Below are 22,225 nucleotides of genomic sequence, written 5' to 3' on the forward strand. Positions count from 1 at the left end.
TGTTGGTCATAGGTTGTGAAACGGGATCAGTAGGCGGCGCGGTAGATCTGCTCGATATCGCCGGCAGTCAGGCGCCGCGGGTTGTTACGCATCAGGCGGTCGATCTTGCTGGCCTCTTCGGCCATCGCCGGTATGGCCTCTTCCGGCACGCCGAAGCTGCGCATGCCCTTGGGGATATCAACGCTGGCGCACAGCTCGGCCATGGCCTCGACGGCCAAGTCGGCGGCGGCCTTGTCGCTCAGGCCGTGCGTCTGCACACCCAGGGCAGTTGCGATCTCGGCCATGCGCTCGACGCAGGCCAGCTTGTTCCAGGCCATCACGTAGGGCAGCAACAAAGCGTTGCTGACGCCATGAGCGATGTTGAAGCGCCCGCCCAGCGGATAGGCCAGGGCGTGTACGGCGCCGACCCCGGCGTTGCCGAAGGCCATGCCGGCCATCAGGCTGGCGGTGGCCATGTCTTCGCGCGCTTTCAGGTCCGCCGGGTTGGCGTAGGCCTTGGGCAGCGCCTTGGCGATCAGCTTGATGGCGCCGATGGCAAGGGCATCGGTGATCGGCGAGGCATGCACCGACAGGTAGGACTCCACCGCGTGCACCAGTGCATCGACGCCGCTGGCAGCCGTCACGCTGCGCGGGCAGGTCAGGGTCATCACCGGGCTGACCAGGGCGACGTCGGGCAGCAGGTAATCGCTGACGATGCCCTTTTTCAGCTGCGCCTTCTTGTCCGAGAGGATCGACACGTTGGTCACTTCCGAGCCGGTGCCGGCAGTGGTCGGGATGGCGATCAGTGGCGGGCCCTTGCGAGTAACCTGGTCGACGCCGAACAGCTCCTCAAGCGCACCGTCGTGGCCAACGTAGCCAGCCACCGCCTTGGCGATATCGATGGCGCTACCGCCACCGACGCCGATCAGGCCATCGTGGCCTCCGTCGCGATAAACCTTTGCGCAGGCCTCGACGATGGCGATTTCCGGCTCCGGCTCCACGCCGTCGAAGATGCCGTAGGCACGCCCACCGAGCTGTTTGAGCACGTGTTCCAGGGTGCCGGATTTGATCAGGATGGCGTCGGTGACGATCAGTGGATTGTCGACTTTCAGATGGGGCAGTTCGTGCGCCAGCTGCTCCACGGCACCCTGGCCGGTCAGCAGCTTATTGGCGATCTTGAATGCAGCAATACTCATCAGCAGGCCCTTTTTTATGCGGTGTTTCGCTGAACGGGTTCGGGCCCTCCTATAGCGATTCCTGTGCCAGCTCGCGCAAACCCTTGTCGCAGAAGGCTTGCGTCGTTTTGTCACAGCTCAAGCCAGAGTCATTACGATCAGAAAACCAATCAAAAGGCCACCTTATGATCCATTTTTCAATCAACCCTGTTCCCAGCGTTTCATCTTCTGCACCAGCGTCGCCTGGCTGAGTCCAAGCGCCTTGGCGGCCTCGCGGGTGGTCTTGTGTTGCAGCAGCGCCTTGCCAATCAAACGCCGCTCCAGATTCTCTACCTGCTTGCGCAGCGGCAGCAGGTGGTCGCCAGCTCCGTCGCTGCGGGCAGTTCGTACCTCGTCGGGCAGATCGAACAACTCGATGGTCTCGCCGATGCTGGTGACCACGAGGCGCTCGACCAGATTGATCAGTTCACGGATGTTGCCTGGCCAGGCATAGTCGGTGAGCGTATCCAGGGCTTCCAGGCCCCAGGTGAGCGAACGTCCATAGCGCAGGTTGAATTCGGCAAGGTAGAACTGAAGCAGCGGTTGGACTTCATCGGCTCGCTCGCGCAAGGCGGGGATATGAATGGGCACCACGTTCAGCCGGTAGTAAAGGTCGGCGCGAAAACGCCCATCGGCGACCATCTGGCGCAGATCGTGATGGGTAGCGGTGATGATGCGCACGTCCACCTCTTTCAGCTCCAATCCACCCACCGGGATGAAGCGGCTCTCCTCGATCACCTTGAGCAGCTTGACCTGCAGTGCCAGCGGCAAGTCGCCGATCTCGTCGAGAAACACCGTGCCCTGATTGGCCAGTTCGAGCAAGCCGCGCTTGCCCTTGCTGCCAGCGCCGGTGAAGGCGCCTGCCACGTAGCCGAACAACTCGGCCTCGATCAGGTTTTCCGGCAGCGCACCGCAGTTGAGCGCCAGGAACGGTTGCGCCGCACGCGAGCTGCTCTTGTGGATGTACTGGGCGATCAGTGTCTTGCCAACACCGGTTTCCCCTTGTAGGAGCACCTTCACGTCACTCCCGGCGACCTGCCGCGCCTGGGCGAAAACGCGGCCAGACGCGGGTAGATTGGCCACGGGCGAGGCATGGAGCAGGTCGTCACGTTGGCCGGCGTGCAACTTCGCCGTGCTGTTGCGCAGCTGTTTCAGTTGCTGCAGCTCGTCGCGTTCGTGCTTGATGCGCAGCAGCTCGGTCATGTCACGCACCGTGCTGACCACATAACGCACCTTGCCCTCGCTGGAGAAAATCGGCGTTCCGCTGACCAGCAGGCGCTTGCCCTGGCTGACGCTCTGCATCAGTGAAAGCGCCTTGCCTTCCTTGAGCACACGCAGCGACACCGACTGCGAGATGACGCCCTGTTCCACCAGTGCCTGCATGTGTTGGCCAACGACATCCTCGCTACGTAGCCCGGTCAGGCGTTCGTAGGCGCTATTGACCTTGAGGGTGAAGCCGTTGGCATCGGTGATGTAGAGGCCATCGTGCAGCGCATCGATCAGCTCGCGAAATCCGGGATCATCGAAGTCCATCTGGCCACCCTGTTACAACTGGAGAAACCGCGCATTCTACGCCCGGAAACGACAAAGGCTCCGCGGGTTTCCCGGCGGAGCCTTCTGTCCATAGCCACGCAGCTTATTCCGGCGTCGAGGTGCGCAGCTTCTCGCTACGTCCGCGCAGCCATTCCAGAGTCAGCAACAGCAGGATGGAAAAGCCGATCAGCAGTGTGGCGGCAGCAGCGATGGTCGGCGACAGGTTCTCGCGGATGCCGCTGAACATCTGCCGCGGCAGGGTGGCCTGTTCGGGCCCGGCGAGGAACAGCGTCACCACCACTTCGTCGAACGAAGTGGCGAAGGCGAACAGCGCACCGGAGATGACGCCAGGCGCGATCAGCGGCAGGGTCACCCGGCGGAAGGTGGTCAACGGTGATGCACCAAGGCTGGCAGCCGCGCGCACCAGGTTATGGTTGAACCCCTGCAGCGTGGCCGACACGGTGATGATGACGAAGGGCACGCCGAGCACGGCATGCACCAGGATCAGCGACAGGTAGCTGTTGCCCATGCCCAGCGGCGCGAAGAACAGGTAACTGGCGACACCGATGATCACCACCGGAACGATCATCGGTGAGATCAGCAGGCTCATCACCAGCGCCTTGCCGCGAAACTCGCCACGGGTCAGGCCGATGGCCGCCAGGGTACCGAAGACCATGGCCAGCATGGTCGCGGCCGGGGCGATGATCAGGCTGTTCTTCAGCGAGCGCATCCAGTCCGCGGACATGAAGAAATCTTCATACCAGCGCAGCGAGAAGCCCTGCAGCGGGTAGACCAGGAAGGTGCCGGAGTTGAACGACAGCGGCACGATCACCAGCACCGGCAGGATCAGAAACAGCAGCACCAGGCCGCAGAGAATGCGCAGGCCGTAGTACCAGAGGCGCTCGACGGGTGACATGTAGGGGCTGAGCATGGCTGTGACTCCATTTAGCGTTTAGCTCCCCTCTACCGCTTGCGGGAGAGGGGCTGGGGGAGAGGGCGCTCTTCATGCGCCATCCTCCCGAGTTCGGTTACCGAGAGGCAGTGGTGCCAACACAAGCACCCTCTCCCGCCCTTCGGGCACCCTCTCCCATAAATGGGAGAGGGTCATCAGATGGTCTGCCACGCAGACCGCTTTTTAACCAAGCCTAAGCTTGCTCGCGCCGACCAGCCAGCTGTACACCACGTAGAGCACCAGGGTCGCGGCCAGCAGCAGGCCGCCTAGCGCAGTAGCCATGCCCCAGTTGATGGTGGTGTTGGTGTAGAAGGCGACGAAGTAGCTGATCATCTGGTCGTTCGGGCTGCCCAGCAGCGCCGGGGTGATGTAGTAGCCGATGGACAGGATGAACACCAGCAGGCATCCAGCGCCGACACCGGCCAGGGTCTGCGGGAAGTACACCCGCCAGAAGCTGGCGAACGGATGACAGCCGAGCGACACCGCCGCACGCATGTAGCTGGGCGAAATACCCTTCATCACGCTGTAGATCGGCAGGATCATGAACGGCAGCATGATGTGCACCATGGCCACATAAACACCGCTGCGGTTGAACACCAGTTGCAACGGCTGCTCGATGATGCCCAGCGATATCAACGCGCTGTTGATCAACCCTCCCGATTGCAACAGCACGATCCAGGCCGCGACCCGCACCAGGATCGACGTCCAGAACGGCAGCAACACCAGAATCATCAGCAAATTGCCCGAGCGGGTCGGCAGATTGGCCAATAGGTAGGCCAGCGGATAGGCCAGCACCAGGCAGATGGCGGTGATCACCAGGCTCATCCAGAAGGTGCGGGCGAAGATGTCCAGGTAGATGGCCTGATCCGGCGTGGCCTTAGCCAGTTCGCCGAGGTCGTCGATGCGATGATCGAGTGCGGCCAGCAGGTAGTAGGGAGTAACCGGCGAGGCGTTGCGGCGGATTACTTGCCAGTAGGCGGGATCGCCCCAGCGCTCGTCCAGGTCGAGGAAGGCCTCCTGGTAGGACGCCGGCTCCTCGCGCAACGGCAGCTTGCGTGCGGTGCTGCTGACTAGGCTGCGGAACCCCGCCAGCTCCATGTTCAGACGCTTGGACAGATCGCCCAGGTTCTGGTTGCGCCGAGCCTCGACGATATCGCTGGCAATGGCCTGGTACACCGACTCGTCCGGCAAACCGCGACCATCCCAGGCACTGATCGCCTCGACGGTGCGCGGCAGGCTACCGACCACTTCCGGGTTGTCGACGCTGCGCAGCAACAGGGCGCCGATGGGCAGCAGGAAGGTCAGCAGAAGGAACAGCAACAGCGGCAGGATCAGCGCCTTGGATTTCAGGCGATTGAAGCGCTCGGCACGGGCCAGACGCTGTTTCAGGCTCGGCCCGGGCAATTCGCTGGCAGGCAGTACGGCGGCCATGGACAACTCCGCAAGCAAGAAGAAAATTCAGACGGCCCTGCCAGCAGGCAGGGCCGGATAGGCGACTTAGCGCGCGGCCCAGGCGTTGAAGCGCTGTTCCAGCTGCTCGCCGTAGTCAGCCCAGAAGGTCACGTCGATGGCCACCTGGTTGGCGATGTTTTCCGGCGTGGTCGGCATCAGGTTGAGACGCTCCGGCGCCAACAGATCGATGGCCTGCTTGTTGGCCGGACCGTAGGCGATATTTTCCGAGTAGGTCTTCTGCGCTTCGGGCTTGACCGAATAGGCGATGAACTCCTTGGCCAGTTCGGCGTTCTTGGCGCCACGCGGGATGGCCCAGGAGTCGAAGTCGTAGATGCCGCCGTTCCACACCACCTGCAGGTTGCTCTCACCCTGCACGGCAGCGATGCGGCCGTTGTAGGCCGAGCTCATCACCACATCACCGGAGGCCAGGTACTGCGGCGGCTGGGCGCCTGCTTCCCACCACTGGATGTTGGGTTTGAGCTCGTCGAGTTTCTTGAACGCGCGGTCCTGGCCTTCCTTGGTGGCCAATACCTTGTACACATCCTTGACCGGCACGCCGTCAGCCATCAGGGCGAACTCCAGGGTGTACTTGGCGCCCTTGCGCAGGCCACGCTTGCCGGGGAATTTCGCTACGTCCCAGAAGTCGGCCCAACTGGTCGGGGCCGCGCTGAGTTTGTCGGCGTTATAGGCCAGGACGGTGGACCAGACGAAGAAGCCGACACCGCAGGGCTGGATGGCGCCTTCGATGAAGTTGGCCTCATCGCCGAACTGCGCCGGGTCGAGCTCTTCGAACAGGCCTTCGTCGCAACCGCGAGCCAGTTCCGGCGACTCCACCTCCACCAGATCCCAACTCACGCTGCGGGTGTCGACCATGGCTTTGACCTTGGCCATTTCACCGTTGTATTCACCGCCCAGCACCTTGTTGCCGGTTTCCTTCTCGAAGGGTTCGTAGAACGCCTTGACCTGCGCCGCCTTGTTCGCGCCGCCGAAGGATACCGCCGTCAGGTCTACCGCCAGTGCCGGCATGGCGCAGCTAACGCCCAGGGCCAATGCCGCCAGCTTCAGGGATTTCGTCATTCTTATCAGCTCCTCTGTGTTACGGGGTAAAGGTGAAGCACTGCGCGAAGCGGTCACTCGGCTTGGAGTGGGTCGAGCGCGCGGACATGCTCGACAGACCAGCCGAGCGGAACCAAGTCACCAACCGCCAGCGCCGGATCGAGCTCGGCTACGGGTTGCTTGACGTAGAAATCGGACTTGCCGCAGACCTCCATGCGGATTCGCACGTGGTCGCCCAGATAGATGAACTCGGCAATACGCCCGGAGAAACGGTTCGGGCAAGCCTCGCTGTGGCCGTTGAGGCGGATGCGCTCGGGGCGGATCGACAGGCTCACCGCCTCGCCTACAGCACCGACATTGACCGCCGTGGCACGCACTTCCTCACCGCGCGCCAGGCGCACCACGCACGCATCACCATCACGGCTGACCAACTCGCCGGCCAGGCGATTGTTCTCGCCGATGAACTGGGCGACGAAGGTGTTGTGCGGCGCCTCGTAGAGATCGCGCGGCGGGGCGATCTGCTGAATCTCACCCTGGTGGAACACGGCTACGCGGTCAGACATGGTCAGCGCCTCGCCCTGGTCATGAGTTACGTAGACCACGGTTACGCCCAGGCGCTGGTGCAGGTGCTTGATCTCCATCTGCATGTGTTCACGCAGCTGCTTGTCCAGCGCGCCGAGGGGTTCGTCCATCAGCACCAGCTGCGGCTCGAACACCAGCGCACGGGCCAGTGCCACGCGCTGCTGCTGGCCACCGGAGAGCTGGCCCGGATAACGATTGCGGAAACTGTCGAGCTGTACCATGGACAGTGCGCGCTTGACGCGCTCGCTGATGTCGGTGCGCGACATGCCGCGCACGCTCAGCGGGAAGGCCAGGTTCTCTGACACCGTCATGTGCGGGAACAGCGCGTAATTCTGGAACACCATGCCGATGTCGCGCTTGTGCGGCGGCAGTTTGTTCAGTGAGCGACCGTCGAGCAGGATCTCGCCAGCGGTCGGGGTTTCGAAACCGGCCAGCATCATCAGGCTGGTGGTCTTGCCAGAGCCGGACGGGCCGAGCAGGGTCAGGAACTCACCCTTGCGGATATCCAGGTTGAGGTCTTTGACGATCAGCGTCTCGCCGTCATAGCTCTTCTGCACGCCACGGAAGCTCACCAGTACATCGTTTGCCATCACACCACACCCTTGTTCTTGTCTCAGGCCGATGAATCAAGAGTAGGTGGGCGAGCAAGGGTGAAAAATCGGGCGGGATGACAAGCTGATATCAGGCGTGAGGAGAATCTCTTGTAGGGATCGCCCTACAAATTCCGAGTGATTGCATCGGTTATACAGTGCATGAAAACCGTAAGAGCGGCTTCAGCCGCGAAGCTCCGGTGGGCGATTCATCGCGGCTGAAGCGCAATGCCGCCCAGCCGCTCCAACGAAAGCGTCCGATCAGACCAGACGGTGCTCCATGGCGTAGCGCACCAGATCGGCCACCGAATGGGCACCGAGCTTCTGCATCAGGCGCGCCTTGTGCGTGCTCACGGTCTTGTTGCTCACCGCCAGGTGCAGGGCGATATCGTTGACCCCCTCTCCTCGCACAAGACGCTCGAATACCGAAAACTCACGCTCGGACAATTGCGCATGGGGCGGACGCGAGTCGGTCAGCCCCACCTCGAAGACCATGCGGTCGGCCAGTGCCGGGTCGATATAGCGACCACCACCCGCCACCTTGCGAATCGCGGTGATCAACAGCGCCGGGTCGCTGTCCTTGGTGGCATAACCGGCGGCGCCGGCCTTGAGCGCACGCGCGGCCATCTGCGCCTCATCGTGCATCGACAGCACCAGAATCGCCGGTGCCTCGTTCAGCGCGCGAATGCGCGGGATGGCCTCCAGGCCGTTGACACCGGGCATGGAGATATCCAGCAGCACCACATCGCAGGGCGTTCGGCGCAGCACTTCGAGCAGTTGCTCGCCATTGCTCGCCTCGCCTGCCACCTCAAGATCACGGGCCATGCCGATCAATTGCTTGATGCCTTCCCGCACGATGGTGTGGTCTTCGGCCACCAGTACCCGAATCACGCCACGACCTCCTCATCCAGGTTTATGCGCGCGCACAGCGTAGTGCCCTCACCGGGCCGGCTGTCAATCTGCAACAGGCCGCCAAGCATCAGCATGCGTTCCTGCATACCGACCAGCCCGAAGGACTGCCCCGGCTTGCGCAACGACGGATCGAAGCCCTTGCCATCATCGCTCACGGACAGGCACAGGCTGCCCGCCTCCTGCCACAAACGCACCACGACACTGTGCGCACCGGCATGGCGCATGACGTTGGTCAGCGCCTCCTGGAGGATGCGGAACAGGCCGATGGCCTGAGCATCGGGCAAGTGTGGCAGGTGCTCAGGCACCTCGACCAGGCAGGGGATCTGCGTGCGCTCCTCGAAGCGGCGCACCTGCCACTCGATGGCCGAGGCAATGCCGGCATCGAGAATCGGCGGGCGCAGCGCCGTGGCCACATCACGCACCAGCTGGAACAGCTGGGCGATCAGACGTTTCATGCTGGCCAGGCGCTCATCCAGCTCCGGCACCTGACCGGCGCAGGCCAGCTCGCACATGGCCGTCTCCAGCTTGAGCACGGTCAGCACCTGGCCGAGTTCGTCATGTACTTCGCGGGCGATGCGCGCCTTCTCTTCCTCACGCACGCTTTCCAGATGCGCGGACAATTCGCGCAGACGCGCCCGCGAGTCAGCCAGGGCCAGCTCGGCCAGCTTGTTCTCGGTGATGTCCCAGAGAATCCCGTCCCACACCACACGACCGCCGCCGAGCGAACGCGCGGTGGTGCGAATATCGGCCCACAGCACCTCCTGCTCGGCCGTGAGAATACGCCCCTGCCAGTACCAGTCGCTCTCGCTCTCCAGCGCCAGCGTCTGCTGTTGAGGTAGCTGGGTAAGTCCTGCGGATGCACCAAGCCGCGAATGCCGCGATCCTCACGCTGTAGCTCATGCGCCGGCCAGCCAACCATTTCCTGACTGGCCTCGCTGATGTAGGCGAAGTTGACCACCGCTCCCGGTCCGGCGCGCTCCAGACGAAACACCAGGCCAGGCACGTTGCCGGCGATGCCCTTGAAACGCGCCTCGCTCTCTTCCAGCGCAGCACGCGCACGGCGGCGCTCGGTCACGTCACTGAGAAACACCACCAGATACTCGGCCTGGCGGTAGCGCAGAAAGCTCAGGGACACATCGGCCGGCATGCGGCTGCCATCGGCGCGCAGGCAGTCGATCTCGAAGCTCGTCGAACCGCCACCCTGCTCACGCACCCGTTTCCACAGGTTGAGCCAACGATCCATATCGAGGCTCGGCTCCAGCTGACTCAGCGGTTTGTCCACCAGCTCACCGGCGGCGTAGCCGAGCATGCGTTCGGCAGCGCGGTTGGCATAGCGCAAGTGGCTGTCCCAATTGACCCAGAGAATGCCCACCGTGCTGTGATCGATGGAGAACTGACTCAGGCGAAGCGCTTCGGCCGCCTGCTGATGGCGATCCAGTTCGCCGCGTGCGCCCAACAACCCGCGCTCGAGCAGACGCGCCTGCTGACGTTGGCGATAGAGGGCGGTAGCACCGATCAACAGCAGCAGCGCCAGAAACAGCGCGAGTGTTTTCCAGAAGCTGACGAAGTCGCTGGATTGCGGGTAACGCAAAGGCATCCAGGTTTCACGCAACTCCTCCAGCTCACGGGCAGGCAGTGCCTGCAAGACTCGGTCAACGATGCCGGACAGCAACGGCTGGTCACGGCGCGTGGCCAGGCGCAGCAACTGCGGCAGGCCGATGTCACCGACGATGCTCAGGTTGGAAAAACGTGATTCACGCAGCAGCAGGCTGAGGCTCGCCTCGTCCAGCACCGCGTAGCTGACCTCCTGATTCAGCACCAGCAGCAACGCGGCACGGTCCGAAGGCGCCGCGCGCAGGCGCAGGTTGGTATGGGTGCGTTCCAGGTATTCGGCAGCCTGACTCGGTGAGCGCAGGGCGACTATCTGCTCCAGTGGCAGTTGATCCAGATCTACCGCGCCACTGCCACTACGTTCGCCGACCACCAGATGCGGCACACGCAGGTAGGGCATGGAGTAGTGCCAGATGCGCAGACCGGCTGGCGTCTGCTGCAGACCCGGCGCCAGGTCCACTTCGCCCGCGCCGGCCGCCCGCTCCAGCGCCTCGAGGCTCGGGTATAGGCGCCAGTCAGGAGCGACGCCCATGCCGTCCAGCAGGCGCTGCATCAGTTCGACGTTGGCGCCGGTCAGCTGTCGATTCTGGCTACGCTGCACCCAGGGCGCCTGCTGAATCAGGCCTACACGCAGGACCGGATGCGCCTCGAGCCAGGCGCGTTGTTCGGCATCGAAGGCCGGACGCAGCGGCATGCGCGTGTTCTCGGCCCAGGCGGTAGTTATCGCCAGCAGCAGCAAAAGAGAGAGGCGGGAGAGAAAGGACTTCATGCACGGCGAATCCGGTGACGCGATCCCCTACCTTACTCCAGTCTTGCCCGAGTCGCCTGACAAAAGCGGAGCGCCGCATTAGGCTCTGTCATAGACATCATGGAGCCTTATCGATGCGCCCCTACTCATTTGCACTGCTCGGTTTCTGCCTGTTCTGCGCTGCTGCCAGTTGGGCAACCGAGGAAGTCCAGAGCGCGGAACCTGGCGAAGCTGAGGCACCCGCAGCAGACGAGCGCCCTGCGCTGCCTGAGCGCAGCGTCAGCGACGCACAGACGCTGGAGCAACGCCTGGACAAGCGTGAACAGCAGATGCTGCAAGCGGGTGCCGAGAGTTTCCTCGCCCTGTGGTTGCCAGCCAACGTCGGCGATCCCAGTGGCGCGGTGATCCTGGTGCCCGGCGATGTGGAGAACGCCGATGGCGCTGCAGCGGTCGGCCCGCTGAGGCGCAAGCTACCCGATGCAGGTTGGCACAGCTTGAGCCTGACGCTGCCGGACCCGGACGGCGACCCATTGCCACTGCGCAGTGCAGCCGTTGCGCCTGCAGAAGGCGAAACATCCACGACCGAGAGCGCTCCCGCCTCCGAGCCAGCGGTCGCAGCGCCCGCTGATGGAGGCACTCCGCAACCGGAGGGCAGTACAGTCAGTCCCGAGCAGCGGCGACAGGCGCACGCCGAACGCGTAATGGCGCGCATCGATGCCGCCATCGCCTTCGCGGCGCAACAGCAGGCCAAGGAAATCGTGCTGCTAGGCCATGGCAGCGGCGCCTACTGGGCAGCGCGTTATCTGAACGAGCGCAAGCCGGCCAATGTGCATAACCTGCTGATGGTGGCGGCCGAGTTACCTACCGGTTTCGCTCCGCCGCTGGACGAGCTGGTCGCTGAACTACCGGTGGCTGCCGGCGACTTTTACTACAAGGATCAGGCCACAGACCGTACAGCCGCCCTGAAGCGCCTGCAAGCGAGCAAACGCGCCAAATTGCCCACTTATATCCAGGTATCGATGAAAGCCCTGCCAGGTAATCTGGACGTGCAACAGGAACAGCTCTACCGCCGCCTGCGCGGCTGGCTGAAGCTGCATATCCGCGCCTCCAGCGGCTAACGAATTCCCCGGCGTTGCCGGATCAGTGCATAAGCCTGATGCAACTGCCGAGTGGTCTCGGTCGCTTCACGAATGCGCTCAGGCGAAGCGCCGGAGCCGGCCAGTTTGTCCGGGTGATGGCGACTGAGCAGACGCCGGTAGGCGCGCTTGACCTGCTCGGGCTCACTGCCCTCGTTGACCCCCAACAGGCGCAGCGCCTCCTGATAACTGCCCCCTGCCGGAGCCGGCTGCTGGTTACGACGCGGCGCATATTCCTCGCCCAGGCTATCGAGTCGCGCACTGTCCCAACCGAGCCATTTCCCCCATAGCAGGATCAGTTCGTGCTCGCTGGGCGATACCCGCCCATCAACCCAAGCCATGCGCCAGCAAGCCCGTAATATCGCGTCGGCGCGCTCACGCTGGCGCTGCAGCGGCGCACGCAGGTTGTCTCGTCCGGTCTTGCCTCGGGCGAAGGCCTCGATGGCGCGGCGCTGAGCTCCGGCGTCCAGCCCAAGTCGCTGCATTTCCGAGCGTGCCTGCTGGATATGGCTCTGCACCACCCGGCCATCGCTCTTGGCCAGACGTCCCAACATCAGAAACAGCAGGTCGTCATCTGCCGGTGCCGCACGGCCGCCCAGCCGTTCGCGCAGATTGTCCCAGCCGTGCAGGCGCAGGCGGCGATCCAGCACCTGCCCGAGCAGACCACCCAGCAACGCCCCCGGGATACTGGCAAGCGCCAGACCAGCTGCAGCGCCAAGCAGGGTTGCTGGCCAGAGCACCTAGCGTGCCTCCTGCAGCAGCCGCTCGACTTCGGCCAGGCGCTCGTGCGTGCCGACATCGACCCAGCAACCGCCATAGTGCTCGCCACTGACCTGGCCTACCGCCATGGCCTCACGCAGCAGCGGCGCCAACTTGAAAGCACCCGGCGCAGAGCCGGCGAACAGGCGCGGATGCAGCACGGCGAGACCGCTGTAGGTCAGCCGCTCGCCTGTCGCTGCTGCCTCCTGAACCTGGCCTGCCGCCAGCACGAAGTCGCCCTGCGGGTGATGTGGCGGATTGTCCACCAATACCAGATGCGCCAGACCGACAAGCGGCTGACGCAAAGTGGCAAAGGCGTAGTCGGTGAAGATATCGCCATTGACCACCAGAAAAGGCTCATTACCCAGCAAGGGCAGTGCCTTGAAGATGCCGCCGCCGGTTTCCAGCGGCTCACCTTCAGCTGAATAGGCGATGCGTACGCCAAAGCTCGAGCCATCTCCGAGGTAATCCTCGATCTGCTGGCCCAACCAGGCGTGATTGATCACCAGCTCGGTGAAACCAGCAGCAGCAAGCGCGCGCACGTGATATTCGATCAACGGCACGCCAGCCGCCTTCACCAACGGCTTCGGCGTATGCAGCGTCAGCGGACGCAGGCGCTCCCCCTTGCCCGCAGCGAGAATCATCGCCTTCATGCACGAGCCCCTTCTTCTATCGCCAGGCTGGCGAACAGCTCACCCAACTCGGCCAGCTCCGGCCGACGTGCCAACACCGCCTGGATATAGGAGAAGAAACGCGGCACGTCGCCCAGATACTTGGGCTTGCCATCACGGTGACAGATGCGCGCAAAGATGCCGATGACCTTGAGGTGGCGCTGCACCCCCATCAGGTCACTGGCCCGCTGAAAGTCTTCGAACGATGCCTGAACTGGAATGCCCACTGCCCTGGCTCGCTCCCAGTAGCCGTGCAGCCAGCCTTGCACCCGTGCCTCGGGCCAACTGAGGAATGCGTCCTTGAACAGGCAGGTAATGTCGTAGGTGACAGGCCCGTTGACGGCATCCTGGAAGTCCAGCACCCCGGGATTGGGCATGCTCTGCATCAGGTTGCGCGGCATGAAGTCGCGGTGCACCACAACCTTGGGCTGCGCCAGGGCGCTGTCGATCAAAAGCTGGCTGACTCGCTGCCAGGCTGCCTCCTGCTCGGCGGTGAAGGTGCACCCCAGATGGCGCTGAACGTACCACTCGGGAAACAGTTGCAACTCACGGCGCAACAGCGCTTCGTCGTAATGCGGCAGGTCGCCATCGAGCGGCAAGCGCTGCTGCTGCAGCAAAGCCCCGATGGCATCGTCGAACAGTTGGTCGGCATTGTGTTCGTTTATCACGTCCAGATAGGTCTGGCGCCCCAGATCATCGAGGATCAGAAAGCCCTGCTGCAGATCGGCGGCCAGCACCTGCGGCACGTGCATACCCGCGCGTGCCAAAAGCGCTGCAATCCGGACGAACGGCTCGCAGTTCTCCTGCGGGGGCGGTGCGTCCATCAGGATCAGGCTGCGCTCACCTGCCTGCCAGCGGAAATAACGGCGAAAGCTGGCATCGCTGCTGGCAGGAATGAGCTCGGCGGCAGGCACCGCTCCCCAGCCACGAGCGGCGAACAAAGGGGGTAGTTGCCCGGCGAGCCAGGTTTGCAGCTGTTGCAGACGTACATCTTGTTCAGACATCAAGGGGTCTCCGACGGCGCTAGCCGTTGCGCGGGTCATGCTTTATTATCCAGCATCTTTTTCAGCCCATCGAGAGGCGTGCGGCCCCTGGGCCGATAGCGCGCAGGAAGCCCGGACTAACAAGATGGCAGTAAAACACCCCGCGTTCCGCAAGAAATTCCCACTGCTGGTTACCGGCAGTTTTCTGGCCTTACAGCCCGTGTTCAGCCTACAGTCCTTTGCCGCCGAGCAATACGATTGCCAGGCGTCGCCAACGGGCGGCTGGGCATGTGCGCCGAAATCAGCCGCCAGCGCCCTGCCGCCACGCCCCGTGCACAGCCGTGATGCTGTCAGCAGCAGCGGCGCGACCAGCGAGGCCGTGGCCAAGAAGGACGCCGCTCCGGTGCTGGTCACTGAGAGCAAGGGCCGCGCCCTCGCCTCGCGCAGCCCCGACTACAGTCACTTGGACTGGGTCCCGCGTGATAAGTTGACTGCCGCGCAACTGGCCGAGGCTGGCCCTTACTGCGCCGGCGCCTATGTCGAGCCGCTGCGTCCGGGCATGGATGACACCACGCCACTGGACGAGTCGCCGATGTACGTTTCTGCCAAAGCCTCGCGCTTCGAGCAGGAAAAACAGATCGCGACCCTCGCTGGTGACGTGGTACTGCGTCAGTCCGGCATGCAGGTCGAGGCCGACGAAGCCAGTCTGCACCAGACGGAAAACCGTGGTGAGTTGGTCGGCAACGTGCGCCTGCGCGACAAGGGCACCCTGGTGGTTGGCGACCGCGCAGAGCTGCAGCTGGATAACGGCGAGGCTCGTATCGACAATGCCGAATACGTGATGCACCAGGCTCACGTGCGTGGCAGTGCGCTCTACGCCAAGCGCGAAGAGACCGCGATCATCCGCCTCAAGGATGGTACCTACACCCGCTGCGAGCCGGGCGACAATGCCTGGCACCTGAAGGGCAACAACGTCACGTTGAACCCGGCCACCGGCTTCGGCACCGCGACCAACGTAACGCTGCGGGTCAAGGACATTCCGGTGTTCTACACCCCGTACATCTACTTCCCGATCGATGATCGCCGCCAGTCCGGCTTCCTGCCGCCGAGCTTCGGCACGTCGAGCAGCAATGGTTTCTCGCTGCAAACGCCTTACTACTTCAACCTGGCGCCGAACTATGACGCCACGCTTTATCCGACCTACATGGCCAAACGCGGTCTGCTGATGGAAGGTGAGTTCCGTTACCTGACCGAAAGCAGTGAAGGTCAAGTCGGTGGCGCATGGCTGAACGACAGCGAAGACGAGCGCAAGCTGCAGTCCGAGTACGAAGACCAGCGCTGGATGTACAGCTGGCAGCACAAGCAGGGCCTGAACTCGCGCCTGCTCGCAGAAGTCGATTACACCGATATCAGCGACCCGTACTACTTCCAGGACCTGAATACCGATCTGGGCATCGAAACCCAGACCTACGTAAACCAGCGCGGCACGCTGACTTATCGTGGCGACAGCTATCGCGCCCGCCTGAACCTGCATGCGTACGAGCTGGCCAATATCACCGACGTGACGCCATACGACCGCCTGCCGCAGATCACTCTGGACGGTAAACTGCCCTTCAATCCAGGTGGTCTCGACTTCACCTATGGCACCGAGTACGTGCGCTTCGATCGCAATCTGCGCTCGGGTTTCTACACGGAAAAAGATGGCACAACAGGTCGACCACAAGATCGCTGGTACGACGAGCGCTTGACCGGCCTGAACCGTGCCGACGGCGAACGCTTGCACCTGGAGCCTGGTGTAAGCTTGCCGCTGGATTGGACCTGGGGCTTCATCAAACCCCAAATCAAGTACATGCAGACGCAATACCAGATTAATCTGGATGGTAAAGGCAAGTCCGAGCTCGCGACCAACGACCCGGACAATCAATGGTTCGGAGTGGACTACAAGCGCTCACCCAACCGTGGTGTGGGCCTGTTCAGCGTCGACAGCGGCCTGTACTTCGATCGTAATACCCAGCTGTTTGGCAAAGACTTCCGTCAGACTCTGGAGCCGCGTGCGTTCTATCTCTACGTGCCGGAAGAAGACCAGACCGATATCCCGGTATTCGACACTGGCGAGCCGACCTTCAGCTACGCCTCACTGTGGCGTGAAAATCGCTTTAGCGGCAAGGACCGTATCGGCGACGAGAATAAGCTGTCGCTGGGCGTAACCAGCCGCTGGATCGAGCCAAATGGCTTCGAGCGCCAGCGCTTCAGCATCGGCCAGGCCTTCTACTTCGAAGACCGCAAGGTGCAACTGCCAGGTATCGATTACCGCGCCCGCCAGGACGCCACCTCGGACGTATCGCCCTATGCCCTGGAGTACCTGTATCGCTTCAACCGCGACTGGCGCTTCTCGTCGACTTTCAACTGGGACCCGGACCAGCATGCTACCCGCTCGGGCAGCGCGATGTTCCATTACCAGCCGGAAGCCACTCCTGGCAAGATCGTCAACTTCGGCTACCGCTACCGTAACGACACCGTGCGTTATGACCGTGACAGCGGCACCTGGACCACCAACCCGGACTACGGCAGCCCGACTATCAACGGGCTGCCGAACCCCAACTACATCAAGAACTACTACAAGATCGACCAGCATGACTTCTCCGTCATCTGGCCGCTGGCTCCACAGTGGAGCCTGATCTCGCGCTGGCAGTACGACTACGGCCGCAACCGTACCCTCGAAGCCTTCGGTGGTTTCGAATACGACAACTGCTGCTGGAAACTGCGCCTGATCAACCGCTACTGGATCGATTACGACGAAGTCAGCCTCAACCCATCGCGCAACGACGAGCCGGACCGCGGCATCTTCCTGCAGATCGTCCTCAAGGGCCTCGGCGGCGTTGTTGGCAACAAGGTGGAAACTTTCCTCGACCAAGGCATTCAAGGTTACCGTGAACGTGAAGACCAAGCTTTCTGATCGCCTGCGCCCCCTGCTGTTGGGCGCAGCGCTGCTGGCGGCAACGGCTCAGGCCCAGGTTCGCCCACTGGATCGCGTCGTGGCCATTGTCGATAACGACGTGGTCATGCAGAGCCAGCTCGACGCACGCCTGCGTGAGGTGCAACAGACCATCGACAAACGTGGCGGCGCACTGCCGCCCGAGCATGTGCTCAGCCAGCAGGTACTCGAGCGCCTGATCATCGAGAACATCCAGCTGCAAATCGGCGATCGCTCCGGTATCCGCATCACCGATGAGGAACTGAATCAGGCCATGGGCACCATCGCCCAGCGCAACGGCATGAGCCTGGAGCAGTTCCGCGATGCCCTGGCACGTGATGGCCTGTCCTACGCCGACGCCCGTGACCAGGTGCGCCGCGAGATGATCATCAGCCGCGTACGTCAGCGTCGCGTCGCCGAGCGTATCCAGGTCACCGATCAGGAAGTGCAGAACTTCCTCGCCTCCGATCTGGGCAAGATGCAGCTGTCGGAAGAATTCCGCCTGGCCAACATCCTGATTCCGGTTTCCGAAGGTGCGTCCTCCAGCGAAATCCAGGCCGCTGACCGCCAGGCACAGGAGCTGTATCAGCAACTGCAGCAAGGCGCGGACTTCGGCCAACTGGCAGTGTCTCGTTCGGCCAGCGAGAACGCCCTGGAAGGCGGTGAAATGGGCTGGCGCAAGGCTGGTCAGTTGCCACCGCCCTTCGACAGCATGATCAGCCAGCTGAATCCGGGCGAGGTCACCGAGCCGGTGCGTACACCGGGCGGCTTCATCATCCTCAAACTGATTGAGAAGCGCGGTGGCGACACTCAGGTGCGTGACGAAGTGCATGTTCGCCATATCCTGATCAAGCCCAGCGAAATCCGCAGCGAAGAAGAAACCCGCCGCCTGGTCGAGCGCCTGTATCAGCGCATCGTGGATGGCGAGGATTTCGCCGAACTGGCGAAGAGCTTCTCCGAAGATCCGGGCTCGGCACTCAATGGCGGCGATCTGAACTGGATCGATCCCAATGCGCTGGTACCCGAGTTCCGCGAGGTGATGAACAACACAGCCAGCGGCGAACTGTCCAAACCGTTCAAGAGCCCGTACGGCTGGCACGTACTGCAGGTCATGGGCCGCCGCGCCACCGACAGCAGCGCGCAGTTCCGCGAACAACAGGCCGCCAACCTGTTACGCAACCGTAAGTACGACGAGGAGCTGCAGGCTTGGCTACGCCAGATCCGCGACGAAGCCTACGTCGAGACCAAGCTTTAACAGCTCTATCGCGTAGCAAAGCCCGGCCCCAGTGCCGGGCTTTTTCGTTATTGGCCCGCCAGCGTAAACTGGCCCTCCGCGCCCATCCATACAGACAGAGAACGACCATGACTGCGCAGCAATGCTTTGCCCTCACTCCAGGCGAGCCCGCCGGCATCGGCCCCGATCTCTGCCTGCTGCTGGCTCAGCAGGCCCAGCCAGCGCCCCTGGTCGTCATCGCCAGCCGCCAATTGTTAGCTGAGCGCGCAGGACAACTGGGGCTGGATATCCTGCTAATGGAGGTAGGCCCGATGCACTGGCCGGACCGCCCGGCGCCCGCAGGCACCCTGTATGTCTGGGATACGCCACTGGCAGTGCCCGCTGCGCCAGGCAAACTGATGCCTGCCAACGCCGCCTACGTGCTCGAAACCCTCACCCGCGCGGGTCAGGGCTGCCTGGATGGTACTTTTGCCGGAATGATCACCGCCCCCGTGCACAAAGGCGTGATCAACGAGGCGGGCATCACCTTCTCTGGTCACACCGAGTTCCTCGCCGAGCTGACCCGCACCGAGCAGGTCGTGATGATGTTGGCGACCCGCGGCTTGCGTGTGGCGCTGGTTACCACCCATCTACCGCTAAAGGATGTTGCGGCCGCAATCACCGCCGAGCGTCTGGAGCGCGTCACGCGTATTCTGCACGGCGATCTGCAAAGCAAGTTCGGCATCGCCGAGCCGCGCATCCTGGTCTGCGGGCTCAACCCACACGCGGGCGAAGGCGGTCACCTGGGTCGTGAAGAAATCGAGATCATCGAGCCGACGCTGGAACACCTTCGGACGGAAGGCATGAACCTGATCGGCCCGTTGCCAGCGGACACCCTGTTCACGCCGAAGTATCTCGAACATGCCGATGCCGTGCTGGCCATGTACCACGACCAAGGCCTGCCAGTGCTCAAATTCAAGGGTTTCGGCGCAGCACTGAACGTCACTCTGGGCCTGCCGATCATCCGTACCTCGGTAGACCATGGCACCGCGCTGGATCTGGCCGGCACTGGCAAGATTGACATCGGCAGCCTACAGGTAGCGCTGGAAACCGCTTACCAGATGGCCGCCAGCCGCAAGCAATGAACCTCTGAGGCCATGGTCCGCACCCGCGGCACCATTCGCTGGTAGACTGTGCGACTTTCTTTTTTGCATCCAGCCTCGAAACCTGCGTATCGAGGCGCTCCGCGGAGCCGCACATGTCCGAATACCAACACCGCGCGCGCAAGCGCTTCGGCCAGAACTTCCTGCATGATGCCGGAGTGATCGACCGCATCCTGCGCGCCATTCGTGCCAAGGAAGATGAGCGCCTACTGGAAATCGGCCCAGGCCAGGGCGCCATTACCGAAGGTTTGCTCGGCAGCGGCGCACAACTCGACGTGATCGAGCTCGACCTCGACCTGATTCCCATCCTGCAGAACAAGTTCGGCGCCAATCCGCGTTTTCGCCTGAATCAGGGCGACGCACTGAAGTTCGACTTCGCCCGCCTCGAAGCGGCACCCCGCAGCCTGCGCGTAGTCGGCAACCTGCCCTACAACATCTCCACGCCGCTGATTTTCCATCTGCTGGACAACGCGCCGCTGATTCGCGATATGCACTTCATGCTGCAGAAGGAAGTAGTCGAGCGCATGGCCGCCGGCCCAGGTGGTGGCGACTGGGGCCGCCTGTCGATCATGGTGCAGTACCACTGCCGCGTGGAACACCTGTTCAACGTCGGCCCCGGAGCCTTCAACCCGCCGCCCAAGGTGGACTCGGCCATCGTGCGCCTGGTCCCGCATGAAACCCTGCCGCACCCGGCGAAGGATTATCGCTTGCTCGAGCGCGTCGTACGTGAGGCCTTCAACCAGCGCCGCAAGACCCTGCGCAATACGCTCAAGCAATTGCTACCGGCCGAAGCCATCGAGGCTGCCGGTGTCGACGGCAGTCTGCGCCCCGAGCAGCTGGATCTGGCCGCCTTCGTTCGCCTGGCCGACCAACTGGCTCTGCAGCCCTCCGCTGCGCAGGACTAAACTGCATTTACGCTTAACGGATCACGCGCATGCACGACCCTCGCTATCAGATCGACGTCAGCGTCACCACCCGCTATCTGGCTGCGCAATCGCAGCCGGAGCAGAACCGCTACGCGTTCTCCTACACAGTCACCATCGTCAATAACGGCGAGCTGCCGGCGCAACTGCTGTCGCGCCACTGGATCATCACCGATGGCGACGGCCGCGTGCAGGAAGTCCGCGGCGCCGGTGTGATCGGCCAGCAACCGCATATCGAGCCGGGCGCCAGCCACACCTACAGCAGCGGAACGGTCATGACCACCCAGGTCGGCACCATGCAGGGCAGTTACCAGATGCTCGCCGAAGACGGCAAGCGCTTCGACGCAACCATCGCGCCGTTCCGCCTGGCAGTACCCGGGGCCTTGCACTGATGGCGGTGTATGCTGTCGGCGACCTGCAGGGTTGCCTGAAACCGCTCAAATGCCTGCTCGAGCAGGTAGCGTTCGATCCCGCGAACGACCAGCTCTGGCTGGTGGGCGATCTGGTCAACCGCGGCCCACAGTCGCTGGAAACCCTGCGCTTCCTCTACTCCATCCGCCAGGCAGTCAGCTGTGTGCTGGGCAACCATGACCTGCACCTGCTAGCGGTAGCGCACAACATCGAACGCCTGAAGAAGGGCGACACCCTGCGCGAGATTCTCGACGCCCCGGACCGCAACGACCTGCTCGACTGGCTGCGCATGCAGAAACTGGTACACCACGATGCCGAACGCAAGGTGACCCTGGTACATGCCGGTATCCCGCCACAGTGGACGCTGAGCAAAGCGCTGCGCCGCGCCGCCGAGGTCGAAGAAGCACTGCGCGACGATGCTCGCCTCCCGCTGTTTCTCGATGGCATGTACGGCAACGAGCCAGCCAAGTGGAACAAGGAACTGCATGGCGTCACCCGCCTGCGGGTCATCACCAACTATTTCACCCGCATGCGCTTCTGCAAGGCAGACGGCACACTGGACCTCAAAACCAAGGAAGGCGTCGACAACGCGCCTCCCGGCTTCGCCCCATGGTTCAGCCACCCGCAACGCAAGATGCGTGGCGAGAAGATCATCTTCGGTCACTGGGCGGCGCTGGAAGGCAATTGCACCGAACCAGGCCTCTACGCGCTGGACACCGGCTGCGTCTGGGGCGGCGCAATGACCCTGCTCGACGTCGACAGCGGAGAACTTCGCCGCTGCACCTGTCCCAAGGAATAAGCGCCCGAGGCGCACTCAAGAATCACTCGAAGGCCCGAACATGAGCGAATTCAAGCGTATTTCCCCGCAACAGGCGCAAGAACTGCGTGCCCAGGGTGCCGTGGTGGTCGACATCCGCGACCCGCACAGTTTTGCCAATGGTCATATCTGCGGCTCGCGTCATCTGGACAACCACTCGCTGCATGACTTCATCACTCATGCCGACCTCGATGCGCCGCTGATCGTCTCGTGCTACCACGGCAACTCCAGCCAGGGCGCGGCGGCTTATCTTGCAGGCCAGGGTTTCTCTGAAGTGTACAGCCTCGATGGCGGTTTCGAGCTTTGGCGCGCCACCTACCCAAGCGAGACGGCCCAGAGTTCCGAAGAATAAATTTCTTCATGCGGCAGGCCGCGTCCGCTCTGGCCTGCCGCCACTTCCCGATGCACGGTAACATCCAGTTATCGTTGTCCCGCCCTTGACGCTCTGCAGAACGAACTATTCTGTTACTCAGGCCATCCCACTGAAGGTAGAGCCGGCCAACCGGCATCGGGCCATCGGTAACGACTTTTAGGTTTTGGGGGATA

At 62.9% G+C, this 22,225-nt stretch carries 18 protein-coding genes and 1 pseudogene; 8 read left to right on the forward strand and 11 right to left on the reverse strand.

What is annotated here, in order from left to right:
• Positions 1 to 26: 26 nt before the first annotated feature.
• The 8 genes and pseudogenes from EL191_RS20940 to EL191_RS20975 all read right to left on the reverse strand — a co-directional run bounded on the left by EL191_RS20940 (position 27) and on the right by EL191_RS20975 (position 10,650).
• Positions 27 to 1,175, reverse strand: coding sequence for an iron-containing alcohol dehydrogenase (locus tag EL191_RS20940; RefSeq protein WP_041980075.1), 1,149 nt, complete (start codon positions 1,173 to 1,175; stop codon positions 27 to 29).
• A 180-nt stretch (positions 1,176 to 1,355) separates the two neighbouring features.
• Positions 1,356 to 2,726, reverse strand: a complete 1,371-nt coding sequence (locus EL191_RS20945) for a sigma-54 interaction domain-containing protein (RefSeq protein WP_013717384.1) — start codon at positions 2,724 to 2,726, stop codon at positions 1,356 to 1,358.
• Between the two features lie 103 nt (positions 2,727 to 2,829).
• On the reverse strand, positions 2,830 to 3,657 hold the full coding sequence (locus EL191_RS20950) for an ABC transporter permease (protein ID WP_013717385.1): 828 nt from the start codon (positions 3,655 to 3,657) through the stop codon (positions 2,830 to 2,832).
• Positions 3,658 to 3,861: 204 nt separating this feature from the next.
• A complete protein-coding gene (locus tag EL191_RS20955; RefSeq protein WP_013717386.1) occupies positions 3,862 to 5,109 on the reverse strand; it encodes an ABC transporter permease in 1,248 nt (415 codons plus the stop codon).
• Positions 5,110 to 5,175: 66 nt separating this feature from the next.
• On the reverse strand, positions 5,176 to 6,207 hold the full coding sequence (locus EL191_RS20960; protein WP_013717387.1) for an ABC transporter substrate-binding protein: 1,032 nt from the start codon (positions 6,205 to 6,207) through the stop codon (positions 5,176 to 5,178).
• Between the two features lie 53 nt (positions 6,208 to 6,260).
• Positions 6,261 to 7,358 (reverse strand): ABC transporter ATP-binding protein, encoded by a 1,098-nt coding sequence (locus EL191_RS20965; RefSeq protein ID WP_013717388.1) that lies wholly within the window; start codon positions 7,356 to 7,358, stop codon positions 6,261 to 6,263.
• A 261-nt stretch (positions 7,359 to 7,619) separates the two neighbouring features.
• Positions 7,620 to 8,249, reverse strand: a complete 630-nt coding sequence (locus tag EL191_RS20970) for a response regulator (protein ID WP_041980076.1) — start codon at positions 8,247 to 8,249, stop codon at positions 7,620 to 7,622.
• Positions 8,246 to 10,650, reverse strand: a pseudogene (locus EL191_RS20975) (PAS domain-containing sensor histidine kinase). The gene EL191_RS20970 and the pseudogene EL191_RS20975 overlap by 4 nt, the downstream one beginning before the upstream one ends.
• 113 nt (positions 10,651 to 10,763) lie before the next feature.
• Between EL191_RS20975 and EL191_RS20980 the strand changes: the two are divergent.
• Complete coding sequence (locus EL191_RS20980; protein ID WP_041980077.1) at positions 10,764 to 11,747, forward strand: alpha/beta hydrolase family protein; 984 nt, start codon at positions 10,764 to 10,766, stop codon at positions 11,745 to 11,747.
• Here EL191_RS20980 and EL191_RS20985 read toward each other — a convergent pair.
• Genes EL191_RS20985 through EL191_RS20995 form a run of 3 tightly spaced genes read right to left on the reverse strand, consistent with a single transcriptional unit; the run spans position 11,744 to position 14,199 of the window.
• Positions 11,744 to 12,505, reverse strand: a complete 762-nt coding sequence (locus EL191_RS20985) for a TerB family tellurite resistance protein (RefSeq protein WP_041980078.1) — start codon at positions 12,503 to 12,505, stop codon at positions 11,744 to 11,746. The genes EL191_RS20980 and EL191_RS20985 overlap by 4 nt on opposite strands.
• Positions 12,506 to 13,177: an N-acetylmuramate alpha-1-phosphate uridylyltransferase MurU gene (gene murU / locus EL191_RS20990; RefSeq protein ID WP_041980079.1), complete on the reverse strand. Its 672-nt coding sequence runs from the start codon at positions 13,175 to 13,177 to the stop codon at positions 12,506 to 12,508.
• Entirely contained in the window at positions 13,174 to 14,199 is a 1,026-nt protein-coding gene (locus EL191_RS20995; protein WP_041980081.1) for an aminoglycoside phosphotransferase family protein, read from the reverse strand. The genes murU and EL191_RS20995 overlap by 4 nt, the downstream gene beginning before the upstream one ends.
• A gap of 124 nt (positions 14,200 to 14,323) precedes the next feature.
• Here EL191_RS20995 and EL191_RS21000 point away from each other — a divergent pair, with 124 nt between their 5' ends.
• The 7 genes from EL191_RS21000 to glpE all read left to right on the forward strand — a co-directional run bounded on the left by EL191_RS21000 (position 14,324) and on the right by glpE (position 22,031).
• Positions 14,324 to 17,134: an LPS-assembly protein LptD gene (locus tag EL191_RS21000; protein ID WP_041980082.1), complete on the forward strand. Its 2,811-nt coding sequence runs from the start codon at positions 14,324 to 14,326 to the stop codon at positions 17,132 to 17,134.
• Positions 17,115 to 18,407: a peptidylprolyl isomerase gene (locus EL191_RS21005; protein ID WP_026042138.1), complete on the forward strand. Its 1,293-nt coding sequence runs from the start codon at positions 17,115 to 17,117 to the stop codon at positions 18,405 to 18,407. The genes EL191_RS21000 and EL191_RS21005 overlap by 20 nt, the downstream gene beginning before the upstream one ends.
• A gap of 107 nt (positions 18,408 to 18,514) precedes the next feature.
• Positions 18,515 to 19,510, forward strand: coding sequence for a 4-hydroxythreonine-4-phosphate dehydrogenase PdxA (pdxA, locus tag EL191_RS21010; RefSeq protein WP_041980083.1), 996 nt, complete (start codon positions 18,515 to 18,517; stop codon positions 19,508 to 19,510).
• A gap of 113 nt (positions 19,511 to 19,623) precedes the next feature.
• Positions 19,624 to 20,433, forward strand: coding sequence for a 16S rRNA (adenine(1518)-N(6)/adenine(1519)-N(6))-dimethyltransferase RsmA (gene rsmA / locus EL191_RS21015; protein WP_041980084.1), 810 nt, complete (start codon positions 19,624 to 19,626; stop codon positions 20,431 to 20,433).
• A 29-nt stretch (positions 20,434 to 20,462) separates the two neighbouring features.
• Positions 20,463 to 20,843 carry a Co2+/Mg2+ efflux protein ApaG gene (gene apaG / locus EL191_RS21020; protein ID WP_041980085.1) on the forward strand — a complete coding sequence of 127 codons (381 nt, stop codon included), beginning with the start codon at positions 20,463 to 20,465 and terminating at the stop codon, positions 20,841 to 20,843.
• Positions 20,843 to 21,661, forward strand: a complete 819-nt coding sequence (locus EL191_RS21025; RefSeq protein ID WP_041980086.1) for a symmetrical bis(5'-nucleosyl)-tetraphosphatase — start codon at positions 20,843 to 20,845, stop codon at positions 21,659 to 21,661. The genes apaG and EL191_RS21025 overlap by 1 nt, the downstream gene beginning before the upstream one ends.
• Before the next feature lie 40 nt (positions 21,662 to 21,701).
• On the forward strand, positions 21,702 to 22,031 hold the full coding sequence (gene glpE / locus EL191_RS21030; protein WP_041980087.1) for a thiosulfate sulfurtransferase GlpE: 330 nt from the start codon (positions 21,702 to 21,704) through the stop codon (positions 22,029 to 22,031).
• Positions 22,032 to 22,225 lie beyond the last annotated feature (194 nt).

Source organism: Pseudomonas mendocina, from assembly GCF_900636545.1.
Classification (GTDB): domain Bacteria; phylum Pseudomonadota; class Gammaproteobacteria; order Pseudomonadales; family Pseudomonadaceae; genus Aquipseudomonas; species Aquipseudomonas mendocina.